This is a genomic window from Halodurantibacterium daqingense (genome assembly GCF_042666235.1).
GTDB lineage: Bacteria > Pseudomonadota > Alphaproteobacteria > Rhodobacterales > Rhodobacteraceae > Halodurantibacterium > Halodurantibacterium daqingensis.
On sequence record NZ_JBHTFQ010000009.1, the window covers coordinates 1 to 22,989 of the forward strand.

The window sequence follows — 22,989 nt, forward strand, 5'->3', positions numbered from 1 at the left end:
TCATGGATGCCCTCTCGTTTCTCTTGTGACTTCAGCATCACAAGCTTGGCGCACTTCGACGCCGTTGGGGAGAGAGCGGCATCCACCCCATCTCCACGGTGTCAGCTGGCGCCGACGGTTGCTGAAGCGAAAATGTTGGGCAGATGCGGCAGGATCACGAAGCCTCCGCCCTTTCGGAAGATGCCGCGCACGAAGGACGGATCCCAGGTGCTGCCGGTGGCGGGCAGCGGTTCCACCAGCGCGGTGTCCAGGGGCAGGACCTCGTCCACCGCGTCCGCGCAGACCACGACCACGGCGGGTTCGCCCGCAAGCTCGATGTCCAGGACAAGCATGCGCAGGTCCTTGCCCTGCGGATCTTCGGTCAGGCCGAAGGGAATCCGCAGATCGGCAAGGGGCACCACCGCGCCGCGCACATTCACAACCCCCCAGACAAAGCTGCTGGAAGTCGGCACGCGCGTGACCGGCAGCGGGTCGAGGATCTCCCGCAGGTTGGCGGCGGGAATTGCCAGGTGCTGACGCCCCAGGCGCATCGTGACCACGGTCAGAGCCTTCGAGGTAAGTGCGTTCGTCGCCGTCATGCTGCTGCCTCGCGCGGGCGATCGTCATGGGTTCGGCTGACGCCGGCAAGATGCGACACATCAAGGATCAGCGCGACCGAGCCATCGCCAAGAATGGTTGCGCCCGATATGGCGCGCACGCCGCTGTGCAGACGCGACATCTGCTTGATGACGATCTGATTGGTGCCGATGATCCGATCGACGACGATTCCGGTGCGGCTGTCGCCGGCGCGTGTGACCACCACCGTCTGATGGTCGGGCGCGGTGCCCGGGCTGTCGAAAAGCTGCCGCAGCCGCAGGAAGGGAACCAGACGCGAACGGATATCGAGAAACTCCGGCCCCCCGGCACCTTCCGTTTTTTCGGGTGGAAGCTCGACGATTTCCTGCACGGCGGCCAGCGGAATCGTGAAACGTTCGCCGGCCACCTCGACCAGCAGACCCTCGATGATCGCGAGCGTAAGTGGCAGGCGCAGGATGACACTGGTGCCTTCGCCGCGCTTCGACCTGATCTCGATGGTGCCGCGCAGGGTTTCGATGGTCTTGCGGACCACGTCCATCCCGACACCGCGCCCCGACAGTTCGGTTACCTGTTCCGCGGTGGAAAACCCCGGCTCGAGCACCAGGGCGAAGATGGCGGCTTCGGAAAGCGTGGCATCGGCCGGGATCAGCCCGGCCGCCACACCCTTGGCGCGAATGCGGTCGGCATCAAGGCCGCGCCCGTCATCCCGCACCCGGATCAACACCTCGGCCCCGGAATACTCGGCGCTCAGTTCGATGCGGCCCTCATCCGGCTTGCCTGCGGCACGTCGTTGATCGGGGGCCTCAAGTCCATGATCGACGGCGTTGCGCAGGATATGCACCAGCGGATCCGCAAGCTGCTCGATCACGGTCTTGTCCAGCTCGGTTTCCTCGCCCTTGACGCGGAAGTCGATCGGCTTGCCGACCTTTTCCGACAGCCCGTGCATCAGTCTGCGAAACCGCGCCACAAGCGACCGCAGCGGGACCATCCGCAGTTGCATCGTCGTGTCGCGCAGGCTGCTGGCAAGACGCTTGATCTCTTCGGCCGCCGCAAGAAGCGCCGGATCACGGCTGGTATCGGCCAGCTGGCTCAGGCGTGCCTCGGCGATCACCAGTTCGCCCACGCGCTCCATGAGCCGGTCAAGCCGTTCCGCCGCAACCCGCATGGTGGGGCCTGCTGTCTCGGACTGGGCCGGCGCAGCCTGCGACGGGGGTGCGTCAGGCTCCCGGACAGGAACCGGCGGCAGAACGGCCTGTGCGGCGACGGCCTCGTCCACCACCGGGGCGAGGGGGCAAGGGCGCTCTGTTTCGGGAAGCGCCGGGGCGGCAGCGTCAAGAGCCACCTCGGCATCGTGGAACAGGAACACCTCGTCGATCTGCTGACGGGTGACGCCCTGCGGAAAGGTCATCGCCCAGCCCAGCAGGCAGGCCTCGGGGTCCAGCGCATCCAGGGGCGGCACCCGCGACAGATCGGCCCGGATGCCTTCGGCGCCCAGTTCGCGCAGTTCGTCCAGGATCAGTTCCGGCCGCGCACCAAGCGCGAGTGCGTCGCCATTCAGGTGAAACCGCAGCCTGCGCGCCTGGGGCCCCTCGGCGACCGGGGTGGGCGGGTGATCGTCCTGGCTGTCGGCAAGGGGGATGGTTGGGGCTGTCTCTGCCCGTCCCGCAACGGCCAGTTCCAGATCGGCGAGAATGGCCGCGCGTCGTCCGTCAGGATCGGCAGCTCCTTCGAGCAGCGCGCCGATTTCATCGCGGGCGCGCAGGGCGATGCGGATAAGCTCGGGCGTGGCTGCAGCCCGTCCTGAACGGACGCGGTCGAAGGCAGTTTCGAAGGCATGCACGAAGGCGGCAAGGTCGGTAAAGCCGAACATCGCACCGCTGCCCTTGATCGTGTGCAGATCGCGAAACACCGCATTGATGAGCCCGGCATCCTCGGGCCGCAGGGAAAGGTCAAGCAGGCCCCGCTCGAGGCTTTCGATCAGTTCCGCGGCCTCCTGGCGGAACACGGCGTCCATGTCATCATCATTCATGCGCCCAGAACCTTTCGGATCACGCCCAGCAACTGGTCCTGGGTGAAGGGTTTCACCATCCATCCCAAAGCACCCGCGTCGCGCGCCTGCTGCTTGAGCTGGTCTTCGGAATCCGTGGACAGGAAGATGATCGGCACGCCCTTGCTGGCGGGGTGTCGGCGAAACTCGCGGATGAAGCCAAGCCCGTCGAGATTGGGCATGTTCTGGTCGGTCAGAATGGCGTCGATCGGTTGCGAAAGCGCCTTCATCAGCCCGTCGCGGCCGTCGACAGCCTCGATCACCTCATATCCCGCCTCGCGCAGGGCAAGGGCGATCATGCAGCGGATCGAGGGGGAATCATCCACGGTCAGCACGGTCTTGGGCATCAGACAGTCCCTTCTTCAATGCCGATGATGCGGCCCTCGGCAACGATCAGCGGCCCGCCTTCGCCCACAAGTCCCAGACGTCGCAAAAGCTGCGACAGCGCCGCTTCCGGCGGAAGCGTGACGCAAAGCGAACGTCCCATCATTCCGGCGCTTCGGAATGCCGCGACAAGCACCTGCGCCACGGCGCTGTCGGCGGATCGCACGTCACGGGTTTCAACGGTCACATCGGCCAGCATCAGGGCTTCATTCAGCTTTCGGATCAGTCCGGCCGCGTCCTTGATGCCGAGATCACCGGACAGCATGATGTTGGCCATTCGCTTTTCCTTCATCAGAACCGGGCCGCCGGGGCCACGCGCATTCCGCGCGAGAGCAGGGGAGGCGGGCGCGGACGTCACACGGCAGGGGCGCCGCCCGACATGGTTGCGCTTTCACGAACATCTACAGAAGGATGTGAGGGGCCACATTTGCGAAGATGCGTAGGTAAGTGCTGCAAAAGAATGGCCGGCAGGCCGAAAGGATGGCGGCCGGTGCCGGTGGCTGACGGTGCGAGGCTGCGGCCCGCGCTCGCGGCCGGACAAGCCCGGTCACCACGGTTTGCCGGGGGAATCGACCTGCGCTGACATGATCGGAAAGCCTTCCGGGGCCAGCATCGGCCTCGCACCCGTTCCCGAAGAAGCAGTTCCTCATGTATTCAGCATCAGGTTCGGACATTGCGTCCGATCAGCAAGATAGCTGTCATGAAATGGTGAGCCCGACAGGATTCGAACCTGTGACCCACTGATTAAAAGTCAGTTGCTCTACCAACTGAGCTACGGGCCCACTGGGCGCCTACCTAGAAACATCAGAGGGGGTGGTCAAGAGGAAATACGGCGGAAAACGACTCGGCTCTGGCAAAAAAACTGGGGCGGGAATATATGCGCCGCATGATGGATACGCGCCCCCCCCCTGGCCTGAGCTTCATGAAAATGCATGGGCTTGGCAACGATTTCGTTGTGATCGACCGCCGTGCGGGCGGACCGCCCGTGACGGCGGCGCTTGCGCGGGCGCTGGGGGATCGGCACCGCGGCGTGGGTTTCGACCAGCTTGCGGTGATCGAGGCCGCTAAGGATGCCGATGCCGCGCTGACCTTCTTCAATGCCGACGGATCCCCGTCCTCGGCCTGTGGCAATGCCACCCGATGCGTTGCGCGCTTCCTGATGGAGGAAACCGGACAGCAGGCGCTGGTGTTGCGGACCGAGCGCGGGCTGTTGCAGGCCGAGGATGCGGGTGGAGGCCTGACACGCGTCAACATGGGCGCGCCCCTTCTGGCCTGGGACGAGATCCCGCTGGCCGAGGCCATGGACACGTTGCACCTTCCGGTCGAGGGCGACCCGGTCGCGACCGGCATGGGCAACCCGCATTGCACCTTCTTCGTTCCGGATGTCGAAGCGGTGGCGCTTGAGGTTCTTGGCCCGCAGTTCGAACATCATCCGTTTTATCCGCAGCGCACGAATGTGGAATTCGTCCAGGTGCTTGGATCCGATGCCATCCGGCTGCGGATCTGGGAACGCGGCACCGGTGTCACGCTTGCCTCGGGGTCCTGTTCCTGTGCGGCTGCCGTCGCGGCAGCGCGGCGCGGCCTGACCGGGCGGCGCGTCACGGTTCATGTGGACGGCGGGCAGCTGCAGATCGACTGGCGGGACGATGGCGTCTGGATGACGGGCGCCACCGCCCATGTCTTTGATGGCCACCTCACCCCCGCCTTTCTGGAGGCATTGCCATGACGGCCCCGGTTTTCACGACGCTTGGCTGCCGTCTCAACGCCTACGAGACCGAGGCGATGAAGGATCTGGCGGCACAGGCCGGCGTGGACAATGCCGTGATCGTCAATACCTGCGCGGTAACGGCCGAGGCGGTGCGCAAGGCCCGTCAGGAAATCCGCCGCCTGCGGCGTGAAAACCCCGAGGCGACGCTGATCGTCACCGGCTGTGCCGCCCAGACAGAGCCCGAGACCTTCGCGCGGATGCCCGAGGTCGATCGCGTCATCGGCAATCATGAAAAGATGCAGGCCGATACCTGGGTCCGGATGGCCCGGCCTGCCGATTTCATCGGGGAAACCGAGCGGGTGCAGGTGGACGATATCATGTCGGTGCGTGAAACCGCCGGCCACCTTATTGACGGTTTCGGCACGCGATCCCGCGCCTATGTGCAGGTGCAGAACGGTTGCGATCATCGCTGCACCTTCTGCATCATCCCCTTTGGCCGGGGCAATTCGCGGTCGGTTCCGGCCGGCGTGGTGGTCGAGCAGATCAAGCGGCTGGTTGGTTCAGGCTACCGCGAGGTGGTATTGACCGGGGTGGATCTGACAAGCTGGGGGGCAGACCTGCCGATGCAGCCCAAGCTCGGCGATCTGGTGATGCGCACCCTGAAACTTGTCCCCGATCTGGAGCGGCTGCGGATTTCCTCGATCGACTCGATCGAGGTCGATCCGGCGCTGATGGAGGCGATCGCCACCGAAAGCCGGCTGATGCCGCATCTGCACCTGTCGCTTCAGGCGGGCGATGACATGATCCTGAAACGCATGAAGCGCCGCCACCTGCGTGATGATGCCATCCGCTTTTGCGAGGAGGCCCGACGCCTGCGTCCCGACATGATCTTCGGCGCGGATATCATCGCGGGCTTTCCGACCGAAACCGAGGCGATGTTCGAAAACTCGCTGCGGCTGGTGGAAGAATGCGACCTGACCTGGCTGCATGTGTTCCCCTATTCGCCGCGCAAGGGGACGCCCGCGGCACGAATGCCAGCCGTTCCCGGTCCGGCGATTCGTGACCGCGCCGCCCGGCTGCGGGCCGCGGGCGCGGCCCAGGTCGCGCGCCATCTGGCCGCGCAGCAGGGGACCGACCATGACGTCCTGCTTGAATCGCCGCGGATGGGTCGCACCGCGCAATTCGCCGAGGTGGCCTTTGGCAGCGACCAGCCGGTAGGCCAGATCGTGCGCGCCCGCATCACCGGCATCGCCGGTCAACAGCTTCTGGCCTGAGGGGCGGGGATGATCCTTTTTGATCGCGGACCGGATGGGCGGCCGGCGCTGTTCGACAAGGCTCGGCGGCTGATCCTGGCCGAAACGCCCGCCGATGTCCCGGACGCCCTTGCCGCAATGGCCCGGGCGCAGGCCGAAGGCTCTTGGCTTGCGGGCTATGCATCCTATGAACTGGGCTATGTTCTGGAGCCGCGGCTTTGTCCGCTGCTTCCGCCCGACCGGCGCGCGCCGCTTCTGGCGTTTGCCGTGCATGACGCACCGCAAGCGGGGAGATTGCCGGCAGCCGGGGCGGCACGACTTGGCCGCCTTGTCCCCGACTGGACCGCAGAGGAATACGCCGCCGCCTTTTCCCGTCTGGCGGGCTATATCGCGGCAGGGGATTGTTATCAGGTGAACCTCACCATGCCGCTGCGGGGGCGGGCCAGTGGCGCGCCGCTGGCGCTTTACGCTGCCCTTCAGGACCGGCAGGCGGTGGGGCATGGCGCCTATCTGGACCTTGGCGTGGGGCCGGTGATCCTGTCGCGTTCGCCGGAACTGTTCTTCCGCATCCGTGGCAACCGGATCGAGACAGCGCCGATGAAGGGCACGATCCCGCGCGATCCCGATCCTGCGCGCGACGTGGCGCTGCGCGATCAGCTTGCCGGCAGCGCCAAGGACCGGGCGGAAAACCTGATGATCGTGGACCTTCTGCGCAACGACATCAGCCGCATCTGCAAGGTCGGTTCGGTGCGCGTGCCGGCGCTTTATCACATCGAAAGCTATGCGACCGTGCATCAGATGATCTCGCGGGTCGAAGGCGAGCTTCTGCCCGGATGGGATATTGCGGGCCTTTTCCACGCGCTCTTTCCCTGCGGATCGGTGACTGGTGCGCCCAAGATCCGCGCGATGGAGATCATCCGGGAACTGGAGCCATCCCCCCGCGGGGTCTATTGCGGTGCGATCGGCTGGATCGCGCCTTCGGGCGATGCCGAGTTCAACGTGGCGATCCGCACTCTGTCGCTTTATCCCGGGGGTGACGTCGTGCTGAACGTGGGCGGCGGTGTCGTGCAGGATTCCACCGCGGCCGGTGAATATGAGGAAGCCTTGTGGAAAGCCCGTTTCGCCCGGATCTGACGCCGGATTTCCGAGTCATCGAGACATTCGGCTGGGACGGCGTGCAGCATCTCCGTCTTGCGCGGCATGAGGCGCGGGCGCGCGAGACCTGTGCGCAGCTTGGCATCCCCTTTTTCGGCCTTGATCCGCCGCGCCCCGGCCACCCGGCCCGTATCCGCGTCGCCATTGCGCCCGACGGAACCTCCGAGGCCACTGTCACGCCGCTGATGCCGGCGCCGGACCGCTGGCGGGTGGCTGTCGCGGCCGAGCGGCTGGAGGCAGCCGATCCGTGGCTGCGGATCAAGACCACACGGCGCGGCCTTTACGACCGGGCGCGCGCCGGGATGGCGCCGGGTGTGGACGAGCTGATCTTTCTGAACGAACGGGATGAGGTCTGCGAGGGCACCATCACCAACCTCTTTTTCGACCGGGGGCAGGGGTTGCGGACCCCGCCGCTGGCCTCGGGGCTGCTGCCCGGCGTGCTGCGCGCCGAATTGCTGGACCAGGGCTGCAAGACCGAGGTTCTGCCGGCCGGCGATCTGGCGAAGGTGCGCCTGTGGATGGGGAATTCGCTGCGCGGGCTGATCCCCGCGCAGCTGATCCTGTCCTAGCCCAGGGCCTCGTCGCAGCGCGCGCAGGTGGCCGGGTGGGCGTGGCTGCCCACATCCGGCAGGATCTTCCAGCAGCGCTGGCATTTTTCACCCTCGGCGGGTTCGAACACCACGCCGACGCCAGGCACCTCGGGCAGGCGGAAGGCCTCTGACGGGATCGGGTCGCCGGTCACCACGATATCCGAGGTGATGCAGATATCGGCGAAATCGAGCCCGCGGAGCGCGGCCAGCGCGGCCTCATCCCCGACATGCACGACGGGCGCGGCCTCCAGGCTCGCGCCGATGACCTTGGCGGTGCGCTGCACCTCGAGCGCTGCCGTCACGGCCCGCCGCACCTGCCGCACGGCCGTCCATTTCTGCGCCAAGGGCTCATCCAGCCAGTCGGCGGGGGTCAGCGGCATGTCCTCCAGATGCACCGACCCTTCGTCCCCCGGAAAGCGCGACAGCCACACATCCTCGGCGGTGAAGACGAGGATCGGCGCGAGCCAGGTCGTCAGCCGGTGGAACAGAAGGTCAAGCACCGTCCGCGCGCTGCGGCGACGCAGGCTGTTGGGTGCATCGCAGTACAGCGCGTCCTTGCGGATGTCGAAATAGAAGGACGACAGATCGGCGGTGCAGAAGTTGAAGAGCTTCTGGAACACACCCTGGAAGTCATAGGCGGCATAGCCCCGCCGCACCTCGGTATCCAGTTCCGCCAACCGGTGCAGGACCCAGCGCTCCAGTTCCGGCATCTCGGCGGGCGCGACGGCCTCGGACGCCTCCCAGCCCTTGAGGTTGCCCAGGAGGAAGCGCATCGTGTTGCGCAACCGGCGATAGCTGTCGGCGACGCCCTTCAGGATCTCCTTCCCGATGCGCAGGTCGACGGTATAGTCCGACTGCGCCACCCAAAGCCGCAGGATGTCGGCGCCATATTCCTTGACGACCTGTTCCGGCGCGATGGTGTTGCCGAGCGACTTGGACATCTTCATGCCCTTTTCGTCCAGCGTGAAGCCGTGGGTCAGCACACCCCGATAGGGCGCCCGCCCCTTGGTCCCGCAGGCCTGCAGCATCGAGGAATGAAACCATCCGCGATGCTGGTCGGTGCCCTCAAGGTAAAGGTCGGCGATACCGTCCGCGCTGCCATCCTCCCGGTCGCGCAGCACGAAGGCATGGGTCGATCCGCTGTCGAACCAGACGTCGAGGATGTCGAATACCTGATCGTAGGCCTCGGGGTCGTGCAGCCCGCCCAGAAAGCGCTCCTTCGCCCCCGCGACATACCAGCAATCGGCGCCCTCGGCCTCGAACGCATCGCGGATGCGGGCATTCACGGCCGGATCGCGCAGCAGGAAATCCGGGTCGGTGGGCTTGGCGCCGCGTTTGACGAAGCAGGTCAGCGGCACGCCCCACGCCCGCTGCCGCGACAGGACCCAGTCGGGCCGTGCCTCGATCATCGAAAAAAGCCGGTTGCGCCCGGTCCTGGGCGTCCATGTCACAAGCTGGTCGATCGAGGTCAGCGCGCGTTGCCGGATCGTGGTGCCATAATCGTCCTGCCCGTCGCCCACGGGCCGGTCGATCGCCACGAACCATTGCGGCGTGTTGCGATAGATCAGCGGCGCCTTCGACCGCCAGCTATGCGGGTAGGAATGCTTGATCCTGCCCTTGGCAAAGAGCGCCCCCGCCCCGTGCAGGGCCTTGATGACGCTGACATTGGCGGGACCTTCCTTGCCCTCGGGCGTGATGATCTGCTGGCCACCGAAGAGCGGCAGGTCGGCGCGATAGCTGCCATCCTCCATCACGTTCCAGGTCATGGGCAGGTTGTATTTCAGCCCGATCTGATAGTCGTCATCGCCGTGGCTGGGCGCGGTATGGACAAAGCCCGTGCCGGCATCGTCGGTGACGTGATCGCCCGGCAGCATGGGGACGTCGAAATCCCATTCACCGTTGGCGCCATCGAGGTTCCGGAACGGGTGGGCGAGGGTTATGGTGCGCAACACTTCGGCAGGCACATCCTTAACTCGTGTGAACTCGGAAACCTTAGCGGCCTTCATTACGCTTTCGGAAAGCCCATCTGCAAGAATGAGGGTTTCACCAGCAACTGCGGTGCTGTGCTCTGCGATCGCTTCTACGCGATAAAGGCCGTATTTGATACTTGGCCCGAAAGCGACAGCACGGTTTTGCGGAATGGTCCAAGGTGTTGTTGTCCAAATAACGACGCTTGCACGTAGGAGCTCGTGCAGTTCCTGCTCAAGATCTTCAGGATTGCCGACCAATTTGCCGTCCCACGTGCCAGGCACGTGCGCGGCCACAGGACGAAACCGCACCCAGATCGTGTGGCTGGTGTGGTCGTGATATTCCACCTCGGCCTCGGCCAGCGCGGTCTTTTCCACCGGCGACCACATGACGGGCTTCGATCCCTGATAGAGCGTGCCGTTCATGAGGAACTTCATGAACTCGTCCGCGATCACCGCCTCGGCGTGATAATCCATCGTGACATAGGGCTTTTCCCATTTGCCCGTCACGCCCAGACGCTTGAATTCCTCGCGCTGGATGTCGATCCAGCCTTCGGCGAACTTGCGGCATTCCTGCCGGAAATCGACCACGTCGACCTCATCCTTGTTCAGGCCGCGGGTGCGATACTGTTCCTCGATCTTCCATTCGATCGGCAGGCCGTGGCAGTCCCAGCCGGGAACATAGCGCGCATCGCGGCCCATCATCTGCTGACTGCGGACCACCATGTCCTTGAGGATCTTGTTCAGCGCGTGGCCGATATGCAGGTGCCCGTTCGCATAGGGGGGGCCGTCATGCAGGGTAAAGGGGGCACGGCCCTCCTTTTCGCGCAGGCGGTCGTAGACGCCGATCCGCTCCCAGCGCGCCAGCCATTCGGGTTCACGCTGGGGCAGGCCCGCGCGCATCGGGAACTCGGTTTCGGGCAGGAAGATCGTGTCTTTGTAGTCGGGCGTATCGGCGCACATCGGATGCGGTCCTTCGGAATGACGTCATGCTTGGAAGGGGCGGCGCGAAGGTTCGGGCGCCTTGTCCCGGCGTCTGAAGCGGATCAGGACGCCGGGCTGATAATTCGGAGGATGATGCCGAACCGTGCTGTCATGTGCGGCTTATACTGCGCTGTGTCTGGCGCCACAATAACCCCTGTTTCCTAGCCCCGCCGCAGCCGCCTTGGAGGTACAAGCTGCTGTGCGATGCCTGCGAAGATGAGATATGCGCTGGTGATGATCAGACCCCAATGCGCCCAGCTTTCGGGGTGGAAATTCACCCAGGCCGCCCAGCCCGCGAAGAAGGTCCAGGCGAAGGCCATCGGTCGGGTCACGCTGCGCCAGCGCAGCGTGCGCATCGGATGCACGAACTTGAGCGGCAGCAACATCGCAATGGCCAGCAGCACCACGATCACAAGCGTCACCGCAAATCCGGGCTTGAGCGCGAAGATCACGATGGCGACCATGTTCCAGCAGGCCGGGAAGCCCGAAAACGAATTATCCCTGGTCTTCATCCGCGTGTCGGCGAAATAGAGCGCGCTGGTGAAGGTGATCACGATGATCACCATCCAGCCCGTCCAGCCCGGCAAGAGCCCCGATTTGAACAGCGCATAGGCCGGGATGAACACATAGGTGAGGTAATCGATCACCAGGTCCAGCAGCACCCCGTCGATGATCGGCGCGTTCTGCTTCACGTCGTAGCGGCGCGCCAGCGGGCCGTCGATCCCGTCGACGATGAAGGCGATGACCAGCCACAGGAACATGAGCGCCCAGTTCCGCTCGACCGCCGCAAGCATGGCAAGCATTGCGAAGACGGCGCCGGTGGCCGTGAGGGCATGAACAAGATAGGCGCGGGCGGCTTTGGTCATTCGCCCGTCATGTCGTAAAAAGCCTCGCGCCGCAAGTCACCGGCGCGGATGGGTTCGTTCATAGACGTCAAGAAGCCGCGCGGAATCGACGCCGGTATAGACCTGGGTTGTGGAGAGCGAGGCATGACCCAGCAGTTCCTGGATGGCGCGAAGATCGCCACCTGCCGTCAGCAGATGCGTGGCGAAGGAATGGCGCAACGCATGGGGCGTTGCGGTCGCGGGCAGGCCCAGTTGCATGCGCGTCTGCTCCATCACCTTGGCGATCAGGCGGGCGTTCAGTGGCCCGCCCCGGGCGCCGCGGAACAAGGCATCCTCGGGCGAAAAGACAAGGGGGCAGAGCTGCAGATAATCGTCGACGGCCTTGCGCGCGACGGGCAGCACCGGAACAAGCCGTTCCTTGCCGCCCTTGCCGCGAATGCGCAGCACCTCGGGCAGGGGCGCATCGGCATGGCGCAGCGACAGGGCCTCGGAAATCCGCAGGCCGCAGCCGTAAAGAAGCGTGACCACCGCAACATCCCGGGCGGCGATCCAGCGGGTTTCGTGCTGAAGCCCCACGATGGTCAGCACTTCGCGCGCTGCCTCCTCGGTCAGCGGGCGCGGCAGTTTCGGCTGAAAACGCGGATTTCGCGCCGAGAGCACGACCGTGGCATCAAAGCCCTCACGTTCCGCGATCCAGCGCCAGAAGGATTTGAGTGCCGAAAGCTCGCGCGCAAGGGTGCGGGCGCAGATGCCGCGCCCGCGTTCATGCGCCATCCAGGCGCGCAGATCGGTCTGGCGCAATTCGGCAAGCCGGCGCGGCGCAGGCGCTTCGCCCCAGTGGCCGGCCAGAAAGGACAGAAAGCCCGTGACATCTGCCGAATAGGCCGCCACCGTCGCCTGTGCCGCCCCGTCCAGGGCGCGCAGGCCTGCAAGCCAGTCCGACAGCGCGTCGCGCATCGCCGGGGTCAGCGCAAGGCTCATGCCGGCCAGCGGCGCAGCGTGCGCTCCAACACTCCGGCAAAGAAGGCCAGAAGTTCGGTCCCCTGGCTGGGCTTGAACAACCGCGGATCTTCGGCCCCCATCAGCAACAGGCCGGGAAGGCGATCCGGCCCCAGATCAAGCTTCATCATCGCTTCGGAGCGGATGGTGGTGCCCACCTCGCCATAGACGAGTTCCGGATGCGACGATCCCTGCCGCAGGGTCACGCTGCGGATGGGAAGGTTGCGCCCGCCGGTGATGTAGAAATCTATGAACCCGGGTGACGCGTGGCAAAGGATGTCGCCCACCGGCCGCACAGGGGGCTGTTCCTCGGGGGCGGTCGTCTCCCCGGGTTGCTCCAGAACCAGCCGCACCTGATCGACCCGCAGGATATCGGCGACCTCCGCACGAAGGTTGTGCAGGAAGGCCTCCGGCTCGATCGGATCCAGCATCCGCAGCACGGCGCGGTGGATCTGGTTGGTGCTGGCCAGATTGTCATAGGCCGCCGCGATCACCGACCGGTGGGTATCCTCGAGCCGCCCCATCCGCGCCTCGAGCCGCTCCATCGCCACGCCGCGCAGATCGATGACCTTTCCGGCGCTGTCGCGGCCCGACGCCGCGATCAGCGCACGCATCACGTCAGGATCGTCAAGAACCGCATCCGGCCGTGCCAGGATGCGGTCGCGCAGATCGTCTGTCGGGTTTGGCATGTCGGTCATCTTCTGCCTGGCCTCGGGGTCAGAGGATCTTCTGGCCGGTCTTTTCCCAGTCCTTGAGGAAGGTCGCGATGCCGGCATCGGTCAGCGGGTGGCTGGCCAGCTTGCGGATCACCTCGGGCGGGGCGGTCATCACGTCGGCACCGATCCGCGCCACTTCCGTCACATGCGCGACCGACCGGATCGAGGCCGCAAGGATCTGCGTCTCGAAGGCATAGTTGTCATAGATCGTGCGGATATCGGCGATCAGGTCGGTGCCATCGATGTTGATGTCATCCAGCCGCCCGATGAAGGGCGAAATGAAGGTCGCGCCGGCCTTGGCCGCCAGCAGCGCCTGGTTGGCCGAGAAGCAGAGCGTCACGTTGACCATATGGCCTTCGTCGCTCAGAACCTTGCAGGCCTTCAGCCCGTCCCAGGTCAGCGGCAGCTTGACGGTGATGTTCGGGGCGATCGTGGCCAGCTTGCGGCCTTCGGCGATCATCGCCTCGGAGTCCAGCGCCACGACTTCGGCCGAAACCGGGCCGGGGACGATGTCGCAGATCTCTTTCGTGACTTCGAGGATGTCGCGCCCCGATTTCAGGATCAGTGAGGGATTGGTGGTCACACCATCGACCATGCCAAGGTCGTGGAGTTCCCGGATGGCCGCGACATCGGCGGTATCGACAAAGAATTTCATGGAGACTGTCCTGCTGCGTTGCGAGTCCCGCCAGTCTTACCGCAATGCGCCGGGCGTATGAAGCCCGAAGCGATGGCGCGCGGCCGTTGTATTGTCGCCGTCTGCATGTGTAGTCATTGCGCATGGATGATGAGCATTTCCCCGAAGGTGCCCGCCTGGGCGTGTTGACCACCGAGCCGCTGGGGCGCGTGCTGGATTACCTTGCGCCGCCCGGCGGTTGCGGGACCGGCGATTTCGTCGAGGTGCCGCTGGGTCCGCGCCGGGTGCTGGGGGTGGTCTGGGGTCCCGGTGACGGCCAGTTCGACGCGGCCCGTCTGCGCCCGGTGGCGCGGGTGCTTGACTGCGCGCCGATGCGCGATGAATTGCGCCAGTTCCTGACGCGTGCGGGCGAATACACGCTGACGCCCCTGCCGCAGATGCTGCGCCTCGCTACCCGCGCGCCCGGCCTTGGCGCGCCACCTTCGCTTCGGCGGATATATCGGCTCGGGCCGGATCAGCCGGCGCGCATGACCGATGCGCGGGCGCGGGTTCTGGCGGTTCTGCGCGACTATGGCGGGCTGGCCTTCACCCTGTCGGAACTGGCCGAGGCCGCGGGCGTCACGCCCTCGGTCATTCACGGGTTGGTCAAGGCTGGTGCGGTGGCCGAGGAAGAGGCCCCGCGCGACCTGCCTTATCCGCGGCTGCACCCGGATCTGCCCGGCAAGCCCCTTGCCGCGGATCAGGCCGAGGCGGCCGCGGCGCTTTGCGCGGCTGTCGCCAGCGGTCGCTATGGCACGACGCTGCTGAAAGGGGTGACCGGTTCGGGCAAGACCGAGGTCTATCTCGAGGCGGTGGCCGAAACGCTGCGCCGCGGCCGACAGGCGCTGGTGCTTCTGCCCGAGATTGCACTGACGGCCGAGTTCCTGAACCGGGTCGAGGCCCGGTTCGGCGCCCGGCCGGCCGAATGGCATTCGGGCGCCACCGTAACCGAACGGCGCAGGCTGTGGCGGATGGTGGGCGAGGGTGGCGCGCAACTGGTGGTGGGCGCGCGGTCGGCGCTGTTCCTTCCCTACCGCGATCTGGGGCTCGTGGTCGTGGATGAGGAACACGACACCTCCTACAAGCAGGATGAGGGCGTTCTTTACAACGCACGCGACATGGCGGTGCTGCGCGCATCCCTGTGCGGGGCGCAGGTGGTTCTGGCCTCGGCCACGCCCAGCCTGGAAAGCTGGGCCAATGCCGAGGCCGGGAAATACGCGCGCCTGACCCTGGGCGCCCGGTTCGGAAGCGCGACCCTGCCCGAGATGCGCGCGATCGACATGCGCGATGTGGGCCTGCCCGGCGACCGCTGGATATCGCCCGAACTGGCGACGGCGGCGAAGGCGCGGATCGCGGTGGGCGAACAGGTGCTGTTCTTCCTCAACCGCCGGGGATATGCGCCCGTCACGATCTGCCGCGCCTGTGGCCATCAGATCGGCTGCGACGACTGCGACGCGCGCATGGTTGAACACCGCTTCCAGAAGCGTCTGGTCTGCCATCAATGCGGCGCCTCGAAACCGGTCCCGCAGGCCTGCCCCGCCTGCGGAGTCGAAGGCCGGCTGGCGCCGGTGGGGCCCGGGGTCGAACGGTTGGCGGAAGAAACGGCAGCGCTTTTTCCCGATGCGCGGGTGGCGGTCCTGTCATCGGATCTTTTCGGATCGGCCCGCGCGCTCAAGGCCCAGATCGAGGCGATTGCCGAGGGAGGGGCCGACATCATCATCGGCACGCAGCTTGTCGCCAAGGGCCACAACTTTCCGCTTCTGACGCTGGTGGGGGTGATCGACGCGGATCTGGGGTTGCAGGGATCCGATCTGCGCGCGGCCGAGCGGACCTTCCAACTGATGCGGCAGGTGGCCGGGCGGGCTGGCCGGGCCGAACGCAGCGGACTTGCGCTGTTGCAGACCTATCAGCCCGAACATCCCGTCATCCGCGCCATTCTTGGCGGCGACGAAGAGGCCTTCTGGCGGGCCGAGGCCGAGCTCCGGCGCGCGGCGGGGGTTCCGCCCTTTGGCCGGATGGCCGGGGTTATCCTGTCCTCGACAGACCTGCAGGAGGTATTCACCTTTGCCGAGGCGCTCGCCCGGCAGGACGGGCCGTTGCGGGCCATTGGCGCGCAGGTCTTTGGCCCGGCGCCAGCACCCATTGCCCGTGTTCGGGGGCGCCATCGGGTGCGCCTGCTGATCAAGGCCGAGAAGGCCGCGCCGCTTCAGGCAGCGATCACGCGCTGGCTTTCGCCCTTCAAGGTGCCGAACGGGGTGCGGCTGGCCGTGGACATTGATCCGCAGACATTCCTGTGATCCCCCTCGTCAGGGAGATGGCGACGGCGAAGGGCTGGCAAAGCTGCGGCGCGTCTGGTGCCGGGATGGCAAAGCCCTATATTGGCAGCGCAGGAACCGAAGGAGCCCGCCATGTTCATCCTGAACCGCAAGAAAACCGAGATGGTCCAGCCCGAAGCGGCGCTGCCAGGCCGCCCAGGCCCCATCCCCACCGCCGAGACGCATTTCCTGTCGGGGCGGCCGCTGAAATCCGATCCGCCTGCCGGTCACGCGCTTGCTATGTTCGGAATGGGCTGTTTCTGGGGCGTCGAGCGGGTGTTCTGGAAGCTGCCCGGCGTCTGGCTGACGCGGGTCGGCTATGCCGGCGGCTTCACCCCGAACCCGACCTACGAAGAGGTCTGCACCGGCCAGACCGGCCACAACGAGGTGGTGCAGGTGATCTTTGATCCCGCTACCATCGGTTACCAGGATCTGCTGCGCGTGTTCTGGGAAAACCACGACCCCACACAGGGGATGCGGCAGGGCAACGATCTGGGCACACAGTATCGTTCGGGCATCTATGTCGCGGACGAGGAACAGGCGCGGCTCGCCAGCGCCAGCCGCGATGCCTATCAGGACCGGCTCCGCACCGCTGGCTTCGGGCCGGTGACGACCGAGATCATCCCGGCGCCGGCCTTTTACTACGCGGAAGACTACCATCAGCAGTATCTTGCCAAGAATCCGGCCGGCTATTGCGGTATCGGTGGCACCGGCGTCACCTGCCCGATCGGCACTGGCGCCTAGCTTGACCCGGGGCGGGGGCAGGGCTATCCGGCCCTGTCGTTATCTGAAAGGCACGCGATGACCACCTTTTCCGCACTGACCACCCTTCCCGGCGAAGACCAGGCGCGTGCGCTTGCCGAGGCTCTGGAAGATCTTGAACCCGAACCCAGCGGCGTCGGCGTGTTCGAGATCGAGGACGGCTCGGGCCGTTGGGAAGTCGGCGCCTATTTCACCGAAACGCCCGACGATACCGCGCTCGCGCTGCTGGCAGCGGTGCATGATGCCCAGCCCTTCGCCATATCCGAACTGCCGGATATCGACTGGGTGGCCAAGGTGCGCCGTGAATTGTCTCCGGTCGAGGCGGGGCGTTTTTTTGTCTATGGCAGCCATGATGCCGACAAGGTGCCGGAAGGTGCCGTCTCGCTGCTGATCGAGGCGGCGATGGCCTTCGGCACCGGGCACCATGGAACCACGCAGGGCTGTCTGCGCGCCCTTGATCGGCTGGATACCGAGGGGTTTGTGGGACAGAACGTCGCCGATATCGGCTGCGGCACTGCAGTGCTGGCCATGGCCGCGGCACGCATCTGGCCCAATCCGGTTCTTGCAGGCGACATTGACGCGGTGGCCGTCGAGGTGGCCGAGGCGAATGTGCAGGCCAATGATCTGGTCGGGCGCGTGCGCTGTGTCGAGGCGGCAGGCTTTGACCACCCCGACCTGCATGCCGCGGCCCCTTTCGATCTGGTCTTTGCCAATATCCTCAAGGGTCCGCTGATTGAACTTGCCCCGGACATGGCCGCGCATGTGGCCCCGGGGGGCTATGCGGTCCTGTCGGGCCTGCTGGTCGAACAGGCCGAAGCGGTGATCGCTGCCTATGAGGCGCAGGGCTTCACCCTTGCCGCGCGCGAGGATATCGGCGAATGGGCGACGCTTGTCCTGCGGCGTGGCTGAGCGGAACGGAAAAGGCCGCGCCCGATCAGGGACGCGGCCTTGAGCCTTGACCAGGCATGACGCCCTGGCGTCACGAATTCCGGATGTGGCGCATCAGGCCAAGCGAGTCGATATCGCCGCGGCTGATGCCGATATCGGCCAGTTCGCGGTCCGAAAGCTTCGACAGCGCGTTGCGCGTCACGCGAATATCGTTCCATTCCACGAAGCGTTCGCGGAGGTTTGCAAAGCCTTGAACGATCTTCAAAGCGGTAATGGCGCCGAAGGGCGCCGTGCGGGTCGTCTCGAAAGCGGCCATTTCAGCTATCCTTGAGGAGTTGAGTATTTAGGCGTTCTGCCTCGCTGATGCACTTAGTTCAGGCGGTTCATGCACGCAAGGAAACCCGGCGCAACCCGTCCTTGCACGAATTGCATGGCTTGTATCGGACGACCCAGTGTCCCTGCGTTTGACGCCTGCGCGCCTTTCCGTCTGGCGAATGTTCGCCTTTCGTGCTAGCTCGGACCGAACAACAGCGGCCAGGGGGCGGAATGCGGGTTTTGGGGATCGATCCCGGCCTTCGGAACATGGGCTGGGGCGTGATCGACGTGGCGGGGTCGCGGCTCAGCCATGTCGCCAACGGCATCTGTCATTCGGCCGGAGAGGTGCTGGCCGACCGCCTTCTGTCGCTTCACGCGCAACTGACCGAGATCATCCGGCGCTTTCAACCCGAGGCCGCTGCGGTCGAACAGACCTTCGTGAACAAGGATGCCGTGGCCACGCTCAAGCTGGGACAGGCACGCGGGATCGCATTGCTGGTGCCGGCGCAGGCGGGGCTTCTGGTGGGTGAATATGCCCCCAACGCGGTCAAGAAAACCGTCGTTGGCGTGGGTCATGCGGCCAAGGCGCAGATCGACCATATGGTGCGGCTGCACCTGCCGGGCGTCGAGATTGCGGGGGCCGACGCGGCTGACGCGCTGGCCATCGCCATCTGTCACGCCCACCATCTGCAATCAGCGGGACGCCTTGCGGCGGCGGTACAAAGGGCACAGGCATGATCGGCAAGATTTCAGGGCGGCTGGACTATCGCGGACCCGATCATGTGCTGATCGACGTGCGGGGCGTGGGCTATATCGTTCATGTCTCGGACCGGACGCTTGCGCAGCTGCCGGCCGTGGGCGGCGCCGTCGCGCTTTATACCGAGCTTCTGGTGCGCGAGGATCTCATGCAGCTGTTCGGCTTCCCGACCCTGCTGGAGAAAGAGTGGCATCGCCTGCTGGTGGGCGTGCAGGGGGTCGGCGCCAAGGCTGCGATGGCAATCCTGTCGACGCTGGGCGCCGATGGCGTCGGCCGGGCAATCGCGCTGGGCGACTGGAACGCCGTCAAGGCCGCGCCCGGTGTGGGACCGAAACTTGCGCAGCGCGTGGTGCTGGAGTTGAAGAACAAGGCGCCGGGGATCATGGCGATGGGCGCCACCCTTGGTGCCGCGATGGGAACCGCGCCGGCCCTCCCCGATGACACGGTGATCGAGACGCCTGCTGCCCCCGTCGCCCCGGCACCCCGGCCGCCCTCGGCCGCGACGGCCGAGGCGCTTTCCGCGCTTACCAACCTCGGTTATTCGCATGGCGATGCCGCCAGCGCCGTGGCCGAGGCATCAGGCACCGACCCGTCGGCGGAAACCGCAGCACTGATCCGGGCGGCGCTGCGCCTTCTGGCGCCGAAGGGATAAGCGATGACCGAACCCGACCCCACCCTGCGCGCCGAGGCCCAGCCCGAAGACACCGATCGTGCCCTGCGCCCGCAGCGGCTTGAGGAATTCATCGGTCAGGCCGAGGCCCGGGCAAACCTGCGCGTCTTCATCGACAGCGCACGGATGCGGGGCGAGGCGATGGACCACACCCTGTTCTTCGGCCCGCCGGGCCTGGGCAAGACCACGCTTGCGCAGATCATGGCGCGGGAACTGGGGGTGGGGTTTCGCATGACCTCGGGGCCCGTGTTGGCGAAAGCGGGCGATCTTGCCGCGATCCTGACCAATCTGGAGCCGCGGGACGTGCTGTTCATCGACGAGATCCACCGCCTGTCGCCGGTGGTGGAAGAGGTGCTTTACCCCGCGCTTGAGGATTTCGCGCTGGATCTGGTGATCGGCGAAGGCCCGGCGGCGCGCACCGTGCGCATCGACCTGCCGCCCTTCACGCTGGTGGGGGCGACGACGCGCCTTGGCCTTCTGACCACCCCGCTGCGGGACCGGTTCGGCATCCCGACCCGGCTGCAGTTCTATACCGAGGACGAGCTGAACGAGATCGTCACCCGCGGAGCGCGGATGCTGGGTATCCCGGCCGACCCGGATGGCCCGCGCGAAATCGCCCGCCGCGCGCGCGGCACACCGCGGATCGCGGGGCGGCTGTTGCGGCGCGTGGTGGATTTCGCCCTTGTCGAGGGCGAGGGCCGGTTGACGCGCGCCATTGCGGACAGTTCGCTCACGCGCCTCGGGGTGGACCATCTTGGCCTGGACGGGGCCGACCGCCGCTATCTGCGGCTGATTGCCGAGAATTACGGCGGTGGTCCGGTGGGGGTTGAAACGCTCTCGGCCGCGCTGTCCGAGGCCCGGGATGCGATCGAAGAGGTGATCGAACCGTTTCTCTTGCAGCAGGGGCTTATCCAGCGTACGACCCGCGGCCGGATGCTGGCCGCGAAGGCATGGCGGCATCTGGGGCTGGACGCGCCGCGCCCGCCCGGTCAGCCCGACCTGTTCGAGAGGCCCGATGTCCCCGACTGACGATCCGCGCAGCTTTTTCACCCGTCCCGACGGTTCCTACCAGTTCGCCCGCTGGGGACGGCCGATCGTTCCGGTGGTTTTCGGCGTCGAGGATCAGACCCTGTCGATCATCAAGGGCGCGATCGAGGCGGTGGTGACACTGGCGCGCCACAGGATGGCCGAAACCGATCCCGAACTGGGCGCAAACCTGATGGTCTTCTTCCTGCGCGACTGGGGCGAACTTCTGGCAACCCCGAACCTTGACCGGCTGGTGCCGGGGCTTGAGGGGCTGGTGGCGCGGCTTGGCCGCGAAAATGCCAATCAGTACCGGTTGTTCCGATTTGACGGGCAGGGCGCCATCCGGGCGGCCTTTGTGTTTTTGCGGATGGATGCGCATCTGTCCGACTTGCCGGCCGAGACGCTGGCGCTTGCGCAGGCGGTGCAGACCATCCTTTTGTGGTCAGATGGTGCCTTTGCCGGGACATCCCCGCTTGCCCTTGCGGGCGAAACCGTGATCCTGCGGCCCGAAATCGCGGATCTGATCCGGGCCGCCTATGATCCGGTGCTTCCCGCCGCGACGCAGGACCCCACCCACGCGCTGCGCCTTGCCGCGCGGATGTCACTGCGGGGCAGGCAATGACCGCGGCCGTGCCCCACCGCTTCGCCTGCCGTGTCTATTACGAGGATACCGATCTTGCGGGTATCGTCTACTACGCGAATTACCTGCGATTCATCGAACGTGCCCGCAGCGAATGGGTGCGCGATCTCGGGATCGACCAGCGGCGGATGAAGGACGAGGCGGGCATGGTTTTCGCCGTCCGCAGGCTGGAGGCGGACTATCTTGCCCCGGCGCGCTTTGACGATGAGCTGGCGGTCGAAACCTCGGTCACGGCGCTGTCGGCGGCAAGGATCGTTCTGAAACAAGAGGTTCTGCGGCAAGGTACGGTGCTTTTCCGCGCGGTGGTGACGCTTGTGTGCCTGTCGGCCAGCGGTGCGCCGCAGCGCTTGCCGCCCGTGCTGCGTGGCATCCCGATCCCGGGCTGAACTGTCGGTGGGGGCTTGCTCCCGACCGATGCCGGCCCGCCCGTGACAGCCAGCGGGCCAACCCACGCGGATGTGTTGTCAATCCCCCTAAAAACCAGATAGAATCACTGCTAAGAGAGCTGCAGAAAGCGGCCTTCAGGTAACGAGCAGGCATAATGGAAACCGAAACCCTCGCGATGGCGCCGGAGATTGATTTCTCCCTTATCGCGCTCTTCGCTCGCGCGACTCTGACTGTGCAGCTGGTGATGATCATGCTGATCATCATGTCGTTCTGGTCATGGGCGATCATCATTCAGAAACATATCACGTTGCGCGCGGCGCGGCGGGAAGCGACCATTTTCGACCGCGCCTTCTGGTCGGGCGAGCCGCTGGACGAGCTGTTCGAGCGGATGGGTCCGCAGCCCGACGGGGCCTCGGGCAAGATCTTTGCCGCCGGCATGCTGGAGTGGCGCCGCAGCCACAAGCAGGACGGCCGTCTGATTGCCGGGGCGCAGCAGCGGATCGACCGGTCGATGGATGTGGCGATCGCCAAGGAAAGCGAAAGCCTTGGCAGTGGCCTGTCCTTCCTGGCCACCACCGGTTCAACCGCGCCGTTCATCGGTCTGTTCGGAACGGTCTGGGGGATCAAGCACGCGTTCGAGGAAATCGCCATCGCGCAGAACACGAACCTTGCGGTCGTGGCGCCCGGCATCGCCGAGGCGCTTCTGGCCACCGGACTTGGCCTTCTGGCAGCGATTCCGGCGGTGATCTTCTACAACAAGCTTTCCGCCGACAGCGACCGCATCGTGTCCGGCTACGAGGCCTTCGCGGACGAATTCTCGACCATCCTTTCGCGCCAGCTGGACGCCTGAGCGATGGGCGCAGGGGTCATGAAGAAGGGCGGCGGGGGTGGACGGCGCGGCCGGGGACGCAGCCGCGCCCAGGCCATGTCCGAGATCAACGTCACGCCGTTCGTTGACGTGATGCTGGTGCTGCTGATCATCTTCATGGTCGCGGCGCCGCTTCTGACGGTGGGGGTGCCGGTCGAACTTCCGCGCACGGCCGCAAGCGCGCTGCCGACCGAACAGGAAGAGCCGCTGACCATCACCCTGACGGCCGACGGCCAGTTGCTGATCCAGAACTCGGACACGGCCGAGGATGAGCTGATCCCCAAGCTGCGCGCTATTGCGACCGAGCGCGCCGATGACAAGGTGTTCCTGCGGGCCGACGGTGCCATCCCCTATGAACGGGTGGTCCAGATCATGGGCGCACTGAACGCGGGCGGATTCCGCAACATCGGGCTGGTGACCGATACGGGCGGCCCGACCTTCGACGGACGAGACGGCTAGGGCCG

24 protein-coding genes and 1 tRNA gene are annotated in these 22,989 nt (G+C 65.8%); 14 read left to right on the top strand and 11 right to left on the bottom strand.

The features are described 5' to 3' along the window. Positions 1-101: 101 nt before the first annotated feature. From ACFQXB_RS15625 to ACFQXB_RS15645, 5 genes are all read right to left on the bottom strand, one after another. Positions 102-578 (bottom strand): chemotaxis protein CheW, encoded by a 477-nt coding sequence (locus tag ACFQXB_RS15625; protein WP_377405718.1) that lies wholly within the window; start codon positions 576-578, stop codon positions 102-104. Further along, positions 575-2,605, bottom strand: a complete 2,031-nt coding sequence (locus ACFQXB_RS15630; protein WP_377405720.1) for a chemotaxis protein CheA — start codon at positions 2,603-2,605, stop codon at positions 575-577. Before ACFQXB_RS15630 ends, ACFQXB_RS15625 begins: the two co-directional genes overlap by 4 nt. Further along, positions 2,602-2,970 (bottom strand): response regulator, encoded by a 369-nt coding sequence (locus ACFQXB_RS15635; RefSeq protein ID WP_377405722.1) that lies wholly within the window; start codon positions 2,968-2,970, stop codon positions 2,602-2,604. The genes ACFQXB_RS15630 and ACFQXB_RS15635 overlap by 4 nt, the downstream gene beginning before the upstream one ends. Continuing rightward, on the bottom strand, positions 2,970-3,284 hold the full coding sequence (locus tag ACFQXB_RS15640; protein ID WP_377405724.1) for an STAS domain-containing protein: 315 nt from the start codon (positions 3,282-3,284) through the stop codon (positions 2,970-2,972). The genes ACFQXB_RS15635 and ACFQXB_RS15640 overlap by 1 nt, the downstream gene beginning before the upstream one ends. A gap of 429 nt (positions 3,285-3,713) precedes the next feature. Then, a tRNA-Lys gene (locus ACFQXB_RS15645) sits at positions 3,714-3,789 on the bottom strand. A gap of 140 nt (positions 3,790-3,929) precedes the next feature. Here ACFQXB_RS15645 and dapF point away from each other — a divergent pair. Genes dapF through ACFQXB_RS15665 form a run of 4 tightly spaced genes read left to right on the top strand, consistent with a single transcriptional unit; the run spans position 3,930 to position 7,692 of the window. Continuing rightward, positions 3,930-4,733, top strand: a complete 804-nt coding sequence (gene dapF, locus ACFQXB_RS15650; protein WP_377405726.1) for a diaminopimelate epimerase — start codon at positions 3,930-3,932, stop codon at positions 4,731-4,733. After that, positions 4,730-5,989 (top strand): tRNA (N(6)-L-threonylcarbamoyladenosine(37)-C(2))-methylthiotransferase MtaB, encoded by a 1,260-nt coding sequence (gene mtaB, locus ACFQXB_RS15655; RefSeq protein WP_377405728.1) that lies wholly within the window; start codon positions 4,730-4,732, stop codon positions 5,987-5,989. Before dapF ends, mtaB begins: the two co-directional genes overlap by 4 nt. Positions 5,990-5,998: 9 nt before the next feature. Next, positions 5,999-7,102, top strand: a complete 1,104-nt coding sequence (locus tag ACFQXB_RS15660; RefSeq protein ID WP_377405730.1) for an aminodeoxychorismate synthase component I — start codon at positions 5,999-6,001, stop codon at positions 7,100-7,102. Beyond that, on the top strand, positions 7,075-7,692 hold the full coding sequence (locus tag ACFQXB_RS15665) for an aminotransferase class IV (RefSeq protein WP_377405732.1): 618 nt from the start codon (positions 7,075-7,077) through the stop codon (positions 7,690-7,692). The genes ACFQXB_RS15660 and ACFQXB_RS15665 overlap by 28 nt, the downstream gene beginning before the upstream one ends. Here the strand turns inward: ACFQXB_RS15665 and ileS are convergent. The 5 genes from ileS to fsa form a co-directional block, all read right to left on the bottom strand. Then, entirely contained in the window at positions 7,689-10,643 is a 2,955-nt protein-coding gene (gene ileS, locus ACFQXB_RS15670; protein WP_377405734.1) for an isoleucine--tRNA ligase, read from the bottom strand. The genes ACFQXB_RS15665 and ileS overlap by 4 nt on opposite strands. A 182-nt stretch (positions 10,644-10,825) precedes the next feature. Next, a complete protein-coding gene (locus tag ACFQXB_RS15675; RefSeq protein WP_377405736.1) occupies positions 10,826-11,530 on the bottom strand; it encodes a CDP-alcohol phosphatidyltransferase family protein in 705 nt (234 codons plus the stop codon). A 36-nt stretch (positions 11,531-11,566) separates the two neighbouring features. Beyond that, positions 11,567-12,490 (bottom strand): tyrosine recombinase XerC, encoded by a 924-nt coding sequence (locus ACFQXB_RS15680; protein WP_377405738.1) that lies wholly within the window; start codon positions 12,488-12,490, stop codon positions 11,567-11,569. Next, entirely contained in the window at positions 12,487-13,206 is a 720-nt protein-coding gene (locus ACFQXB_RS15685) for a DUF484 family protein (RefSeq protein WP_377405740.1), read from the bottom strand. Before ACFQXB_RS15685 ends, ACFQXB_RS15680 begins: the two co-directional genes overlap by 4 nt. A gap of 19 nt (positions 13,207-13,225) precedes the next feature. Next, on the bottom strand, positions 13,226-13,879 hold the full coding sequence (gene fsa / locus ACFQXB_RS15690) for a fructose-6-phosphate aldolase (RefSeq protein ID WP_377405742.1): 654 nt from the start codon (positions 13,877-13,879) through the stop codon (positions 13,226-13,228). A 122-nt stretch (positions 13,880-14,001) separates the two neighbouring features. On the opposite strand from fsa, the gene ACFQXB_RS15695 reads away from it, so the two are divergent. The 3 genes from ACFQXB_RS15695 to ACFQXB_RS15705 all read left to right on the top strand — a co-directional run bounded on the left by ACFQXB_RS15695 (position 14,002) and on the right by ACFQXB_RS15705 (position 17,883). Further along, positions 14,002-16,194, top strand: a complete 2,193-nt coding sequence (locus ACFQXB_RS15695) for a primosomal protein N' (RefSeq protein WP_377405744.1) — start codon at positions 14,002-14,004, stop codon at positions 16,192-16,194. Between the two features lie 111 nt (positions 16,195-16,305). Beyond that, the gene (gene msrA / locus ACFQXB_RS15700; protein WP_377405746.1) at positions 16,306-16,956 is read left to right on the top strand and encodes a peptide-methionine (S)-S-oxide reductase MsrA; all 651 of its coding nucleotides are present in this window, start codon (positions 16,306-16,308) and stop codon (positions 16,954-16,956) included. Positions 16,957-17,013: 57 nt separating this feature from the next. Further along, on the top strand, positions 17,014-17,883 hold the full coding sequence (locus ACFQXB_RS15705; RefSeq protein ID WP_377405748.1) for a 50S ribosomal protein L11 methyltransferase: 870 nt from the start codon (positions 17,014-17,016) through the stop codon (positions 17,881-17,883). A gap of 70 nt (positions 17,884-17,953) precedes the next feature. Here the strand turns inward: ACFQXB_RS15705 and ACFQXB_RS15710 are convergent, their stop codons facing one another. Further along, positions 17,954-18,178 (bottom strand): DUF1127 domain-containing protein, encoded by a 225-nt coding sequence (locus ACFQXB_RS15710; RefSeq protein ID WP_377405750.1) that lies wholly within the window; start codon positions 18,176-18,178, stop codon positions 17,954-17,956. A gap of 230 nt (positions 18,179-18,408) precedes the next feature. On the opposite strand from ACFQXB_RS15710, the gene ruvC reads away from it, so the two are divergent. The 7 genes from ruvC (at position 18,409) to tolR (ending at position 22,984) form a co-directional block, all read left to right on the top strand. Next, positions 18,409-18,915: a crossover junction endodeoxyribonuclease RuvC gene (gene ruvC, locus ACFQXB_RS15715; RefSeq protein ID WP_377405752.1), complete on the top strand. Its 507-nt coding sequence runs from the start codon at positions 18,409-18,411 to the stop codon at positions 18,913-18,915. Then, positions 18,912-19,586 carry a Holliday junction branch migration protein RuvA gene (ruvA, locus tag ACFQXB_RS15720; protein ID WP_377405754.1) on the top strand — a complete coding sequence of 225 codons (675 nt, stop codon included), beginning with the start codon at positions 18,912-18,914 and terminating at the stop codon, positions 19,584-19,586. The genes ruvC and ruvA overlap by 4 nt, the downstream gene beginning before the upstream one ends. Before the next feature lie 3 nt (positions 19,587-19,589). Further along, positions 19,590-20,633 (top strand): Holliday junction branch migration DNA helicase RuvB, encoded by a 1,044-nt coding sequence (ruvB, locus tag ACFQXB_RS15725; protein WP_377405756.1) that lies wholly within the window; start codon positions 19,590-19,592, stop codon positions 20,631-20,633. Further along, entirely contained in the window at positions 20,620-21,252 is a 633-nt protein-coding gene (locus ACFQXB_RS15730) for a hypothetical protein (protein ID WP_377405758.1), read from the top strand. The genes ruvB and ACFQXB_RS15730 overlap by 14 nt, the downstream gene beginning before the upstream one ends. Beyond that, positions 21,249-21,656: a tol-pal system-associated acyl-CoA thioesterase gene (gene ybgC / locus ACFQXB_RS15735; RefSeq protein ID WP_377405760.1), complete on the top strand. Its 408-nt coding sequence runs from the start codon at positions 21,249-21,251 to the stop codon at positions 21,654-21,656. The genes ACFQXB_RS15730 and ybgC overlap by 4 nt, the downstream gene beginning before the upstream one ends. 155 nt (positions 21,657-21,811) lie before the next feature. Then, positions 21,812-22,507, top strand: coding sequence for a protein TolQ (tolQ, locus tag ACFQXB_RS15740; RefSeq protein ID WP_377405762.1), 696 nt, complete (start codon positions 21,812-21,814; stop codon positions 22,505-22,507). Between the two features lie 3 nt (positions 22,508-22,510). After that, positions 22,511-22,984 (top strand): protein TolR, encoded by a 474-nt coding sequence (tolR, locus tag ACFQXB_RS15745; protein WP_377405764.1) that lies wholly within the window; start codon positions 22,511-22,513, stop codon positions 22,982-22,984. The last annotated feature ends 5 nt before the right edge of the window (positions 22,985-22,989 follow it).

What these genes read in the sequence shown, in the direction of transcription:
- ACFQXB_RS15625 (WP_377405718.1), bottom strand. Translation starts at nt 578, where the DNA reads ATGACGGCGACGAACGCACTTACCTCGAAGGCTCTGACCGTGGTCACG.
- ACFQXB_RS15630 (WP_377405720.1), bottom strand. Translation starts at nt 2,605, where the DNA reads ATGAATGATGATGACATGGACGCCGTGTTCCGCCAGGAGGCCGCGGAA.
- ACFQXB_RS15635 (WP_377405722.1), bottom strand. Translation starts at nt 2,970, where the DNA reads ATGCCCAAGACCGTGCTGACCGTGGATGATTCCCCCTCGATCCGCTGC.
- ACFQXB_RS15640 (WP_377405724.1), bottom strand. Translation starts at nt 3,284, where the DNA reads ATGGCCAACATCATGCTGTCCGGTGATCTCGGCATCAAGGACGCGGCC.
- dapF (WP_377405726.1), top strand. Translation starts at nt 3,930, where the DNA reads ATGAAAATGCATGGGCTTGGCAACGATTTCGTTGTGATCGACCGCCGT.
- mtaB (WP_377405728.1), top strand. Translation starts at nt 4,730, where the DNA reads ATGACGGCCCCGGTTTTCACGACGCTTGGCTGCCGTCTCAACGCCTAC.
- ACFQXB_RS15660 (WP_377405730.1), top strand. Translation starts at nt 5,999, where the DNA reads ATGATCCTTTTTGATCGCGGACCGGATGGGCGGCCGGCGCTGTTCGAC.
- ileS (WP_377405734.1), bottom strand. Translation starts at nt 10,643, where the DNA reads ATGTGCGCCGATACGCCCGACTACAAAGACACGATCTTCCTGCCCGAA.
- ACFQXB_RS15675 (WP_377405736.1), bottom strand. Translation starts at nt 11,530, where the DNA reads ATGACCAAAGCCGCCCGCGCCTATCTTGTTCATGCCCTCACGGCCACC.
- ACFQXB_RS15680 (WP_377405738.1), bottom strand. Translation starts at nt 12,490, where the DNA reads ATGAGCCTTGCGCTGACCCCGGCGATGCGCGACGCGCTGTCGGACTGG.
- ACFQXB_RS15685 (WP_377405740.1), bottom strand. Translation starts at nt 13,206, where the DNA reads ATGACCGACATGCCAAACCCGACAGACGATCTGCGCGACCGCATCCTG.
- fsa (WP_377405742.1), bottom strand. Translation starts at nt 13,879, where the DNA reads ATGAAATTCTTTGTCGATACCGCCGATGTCGCGGCCATCCGGGAACTC.
- ACFQXB_RS15695 (WP_377405744.1), top strand. Translation starts at nt 14,002, where the DNA reads ATGGATGATGAGCATTTCCCCGAAGGTGCCCGCCTGGGCGTGTTGACC.
- msrA (WP_377405746.1), top strand. Translation starts at nt 16,306, where the DNA reads ATGTTCATCCTGAACCGCAAGAAAACCGAGATGGTCCAGCCCGAAGCG.
- ACFQXB_RS15705 (WP_377405748.1), top strand. Translation starts at nt 17,014, where the DNA reads ATGACCACCTTTTCCGCACTGACCACCCTTCCCGGCGAAGACCAGGCG.
- ACFQXB_RS15710 (WP_377405750.1), bottom strand. Translation starts at nt 18,178, where the DNA reads ATGGCCGCTTTCGAGACGACCCGCACGGCGCCCTTCGGCGCCATTACC.
- ruvC (WP_377405752.1), top strand. Translation starts at nt 18,409, where the DNA reads ATGCGGGTTTTGGGGATCGATCCCGGCCTTCGGAACATGGGCTGGGGC.
- ruvA (WP_377405754.1), top strand. Translation starts at nt 18,912, where the DNA reads ATGATCGGCAAGATTTCAGGGCGGCTGGACTATCGCGGACCCGATCAT.
- ruvB (WP_377405756.1), top strand. Translation starts at nt 19,590, where the DNA reads ATGACCGAACCCGACCCCACCCTGCGCGCCGAGGCCCAGCCCGAAGAC.
- ACFQXB_RS15730 (WP_377405758.1), top strand. Translation starts at nt 20,620, where the DNA reads ATGTCCCCGACTGACGATCCGCGCAGCTTTTTCACCCGTCCCGACGGT.
- ybgC (WP_377405760.1), top strand. Translation starts at nt 21,249, where the DNA reads ATGACCGCGGCCGTGCCCCACCGCTTCGCCTGCCGTGTCTATTACGAG.
- tolQ (WP_377405762.1), top strand. Translation starts at nt 21,812, where the DNA reads ATGGAAACCGAAACCCTCGCGATGGCGCCGGAGATTGATTTCTCCCTT.
- tolR (WP_377405764.1), top strand. Translation starts at nt 22,511, where the DNA reads ATGGGCGCAGGGGTCATGAAGAAGGGCGGCGGGGGTGGACGGCGCGGC.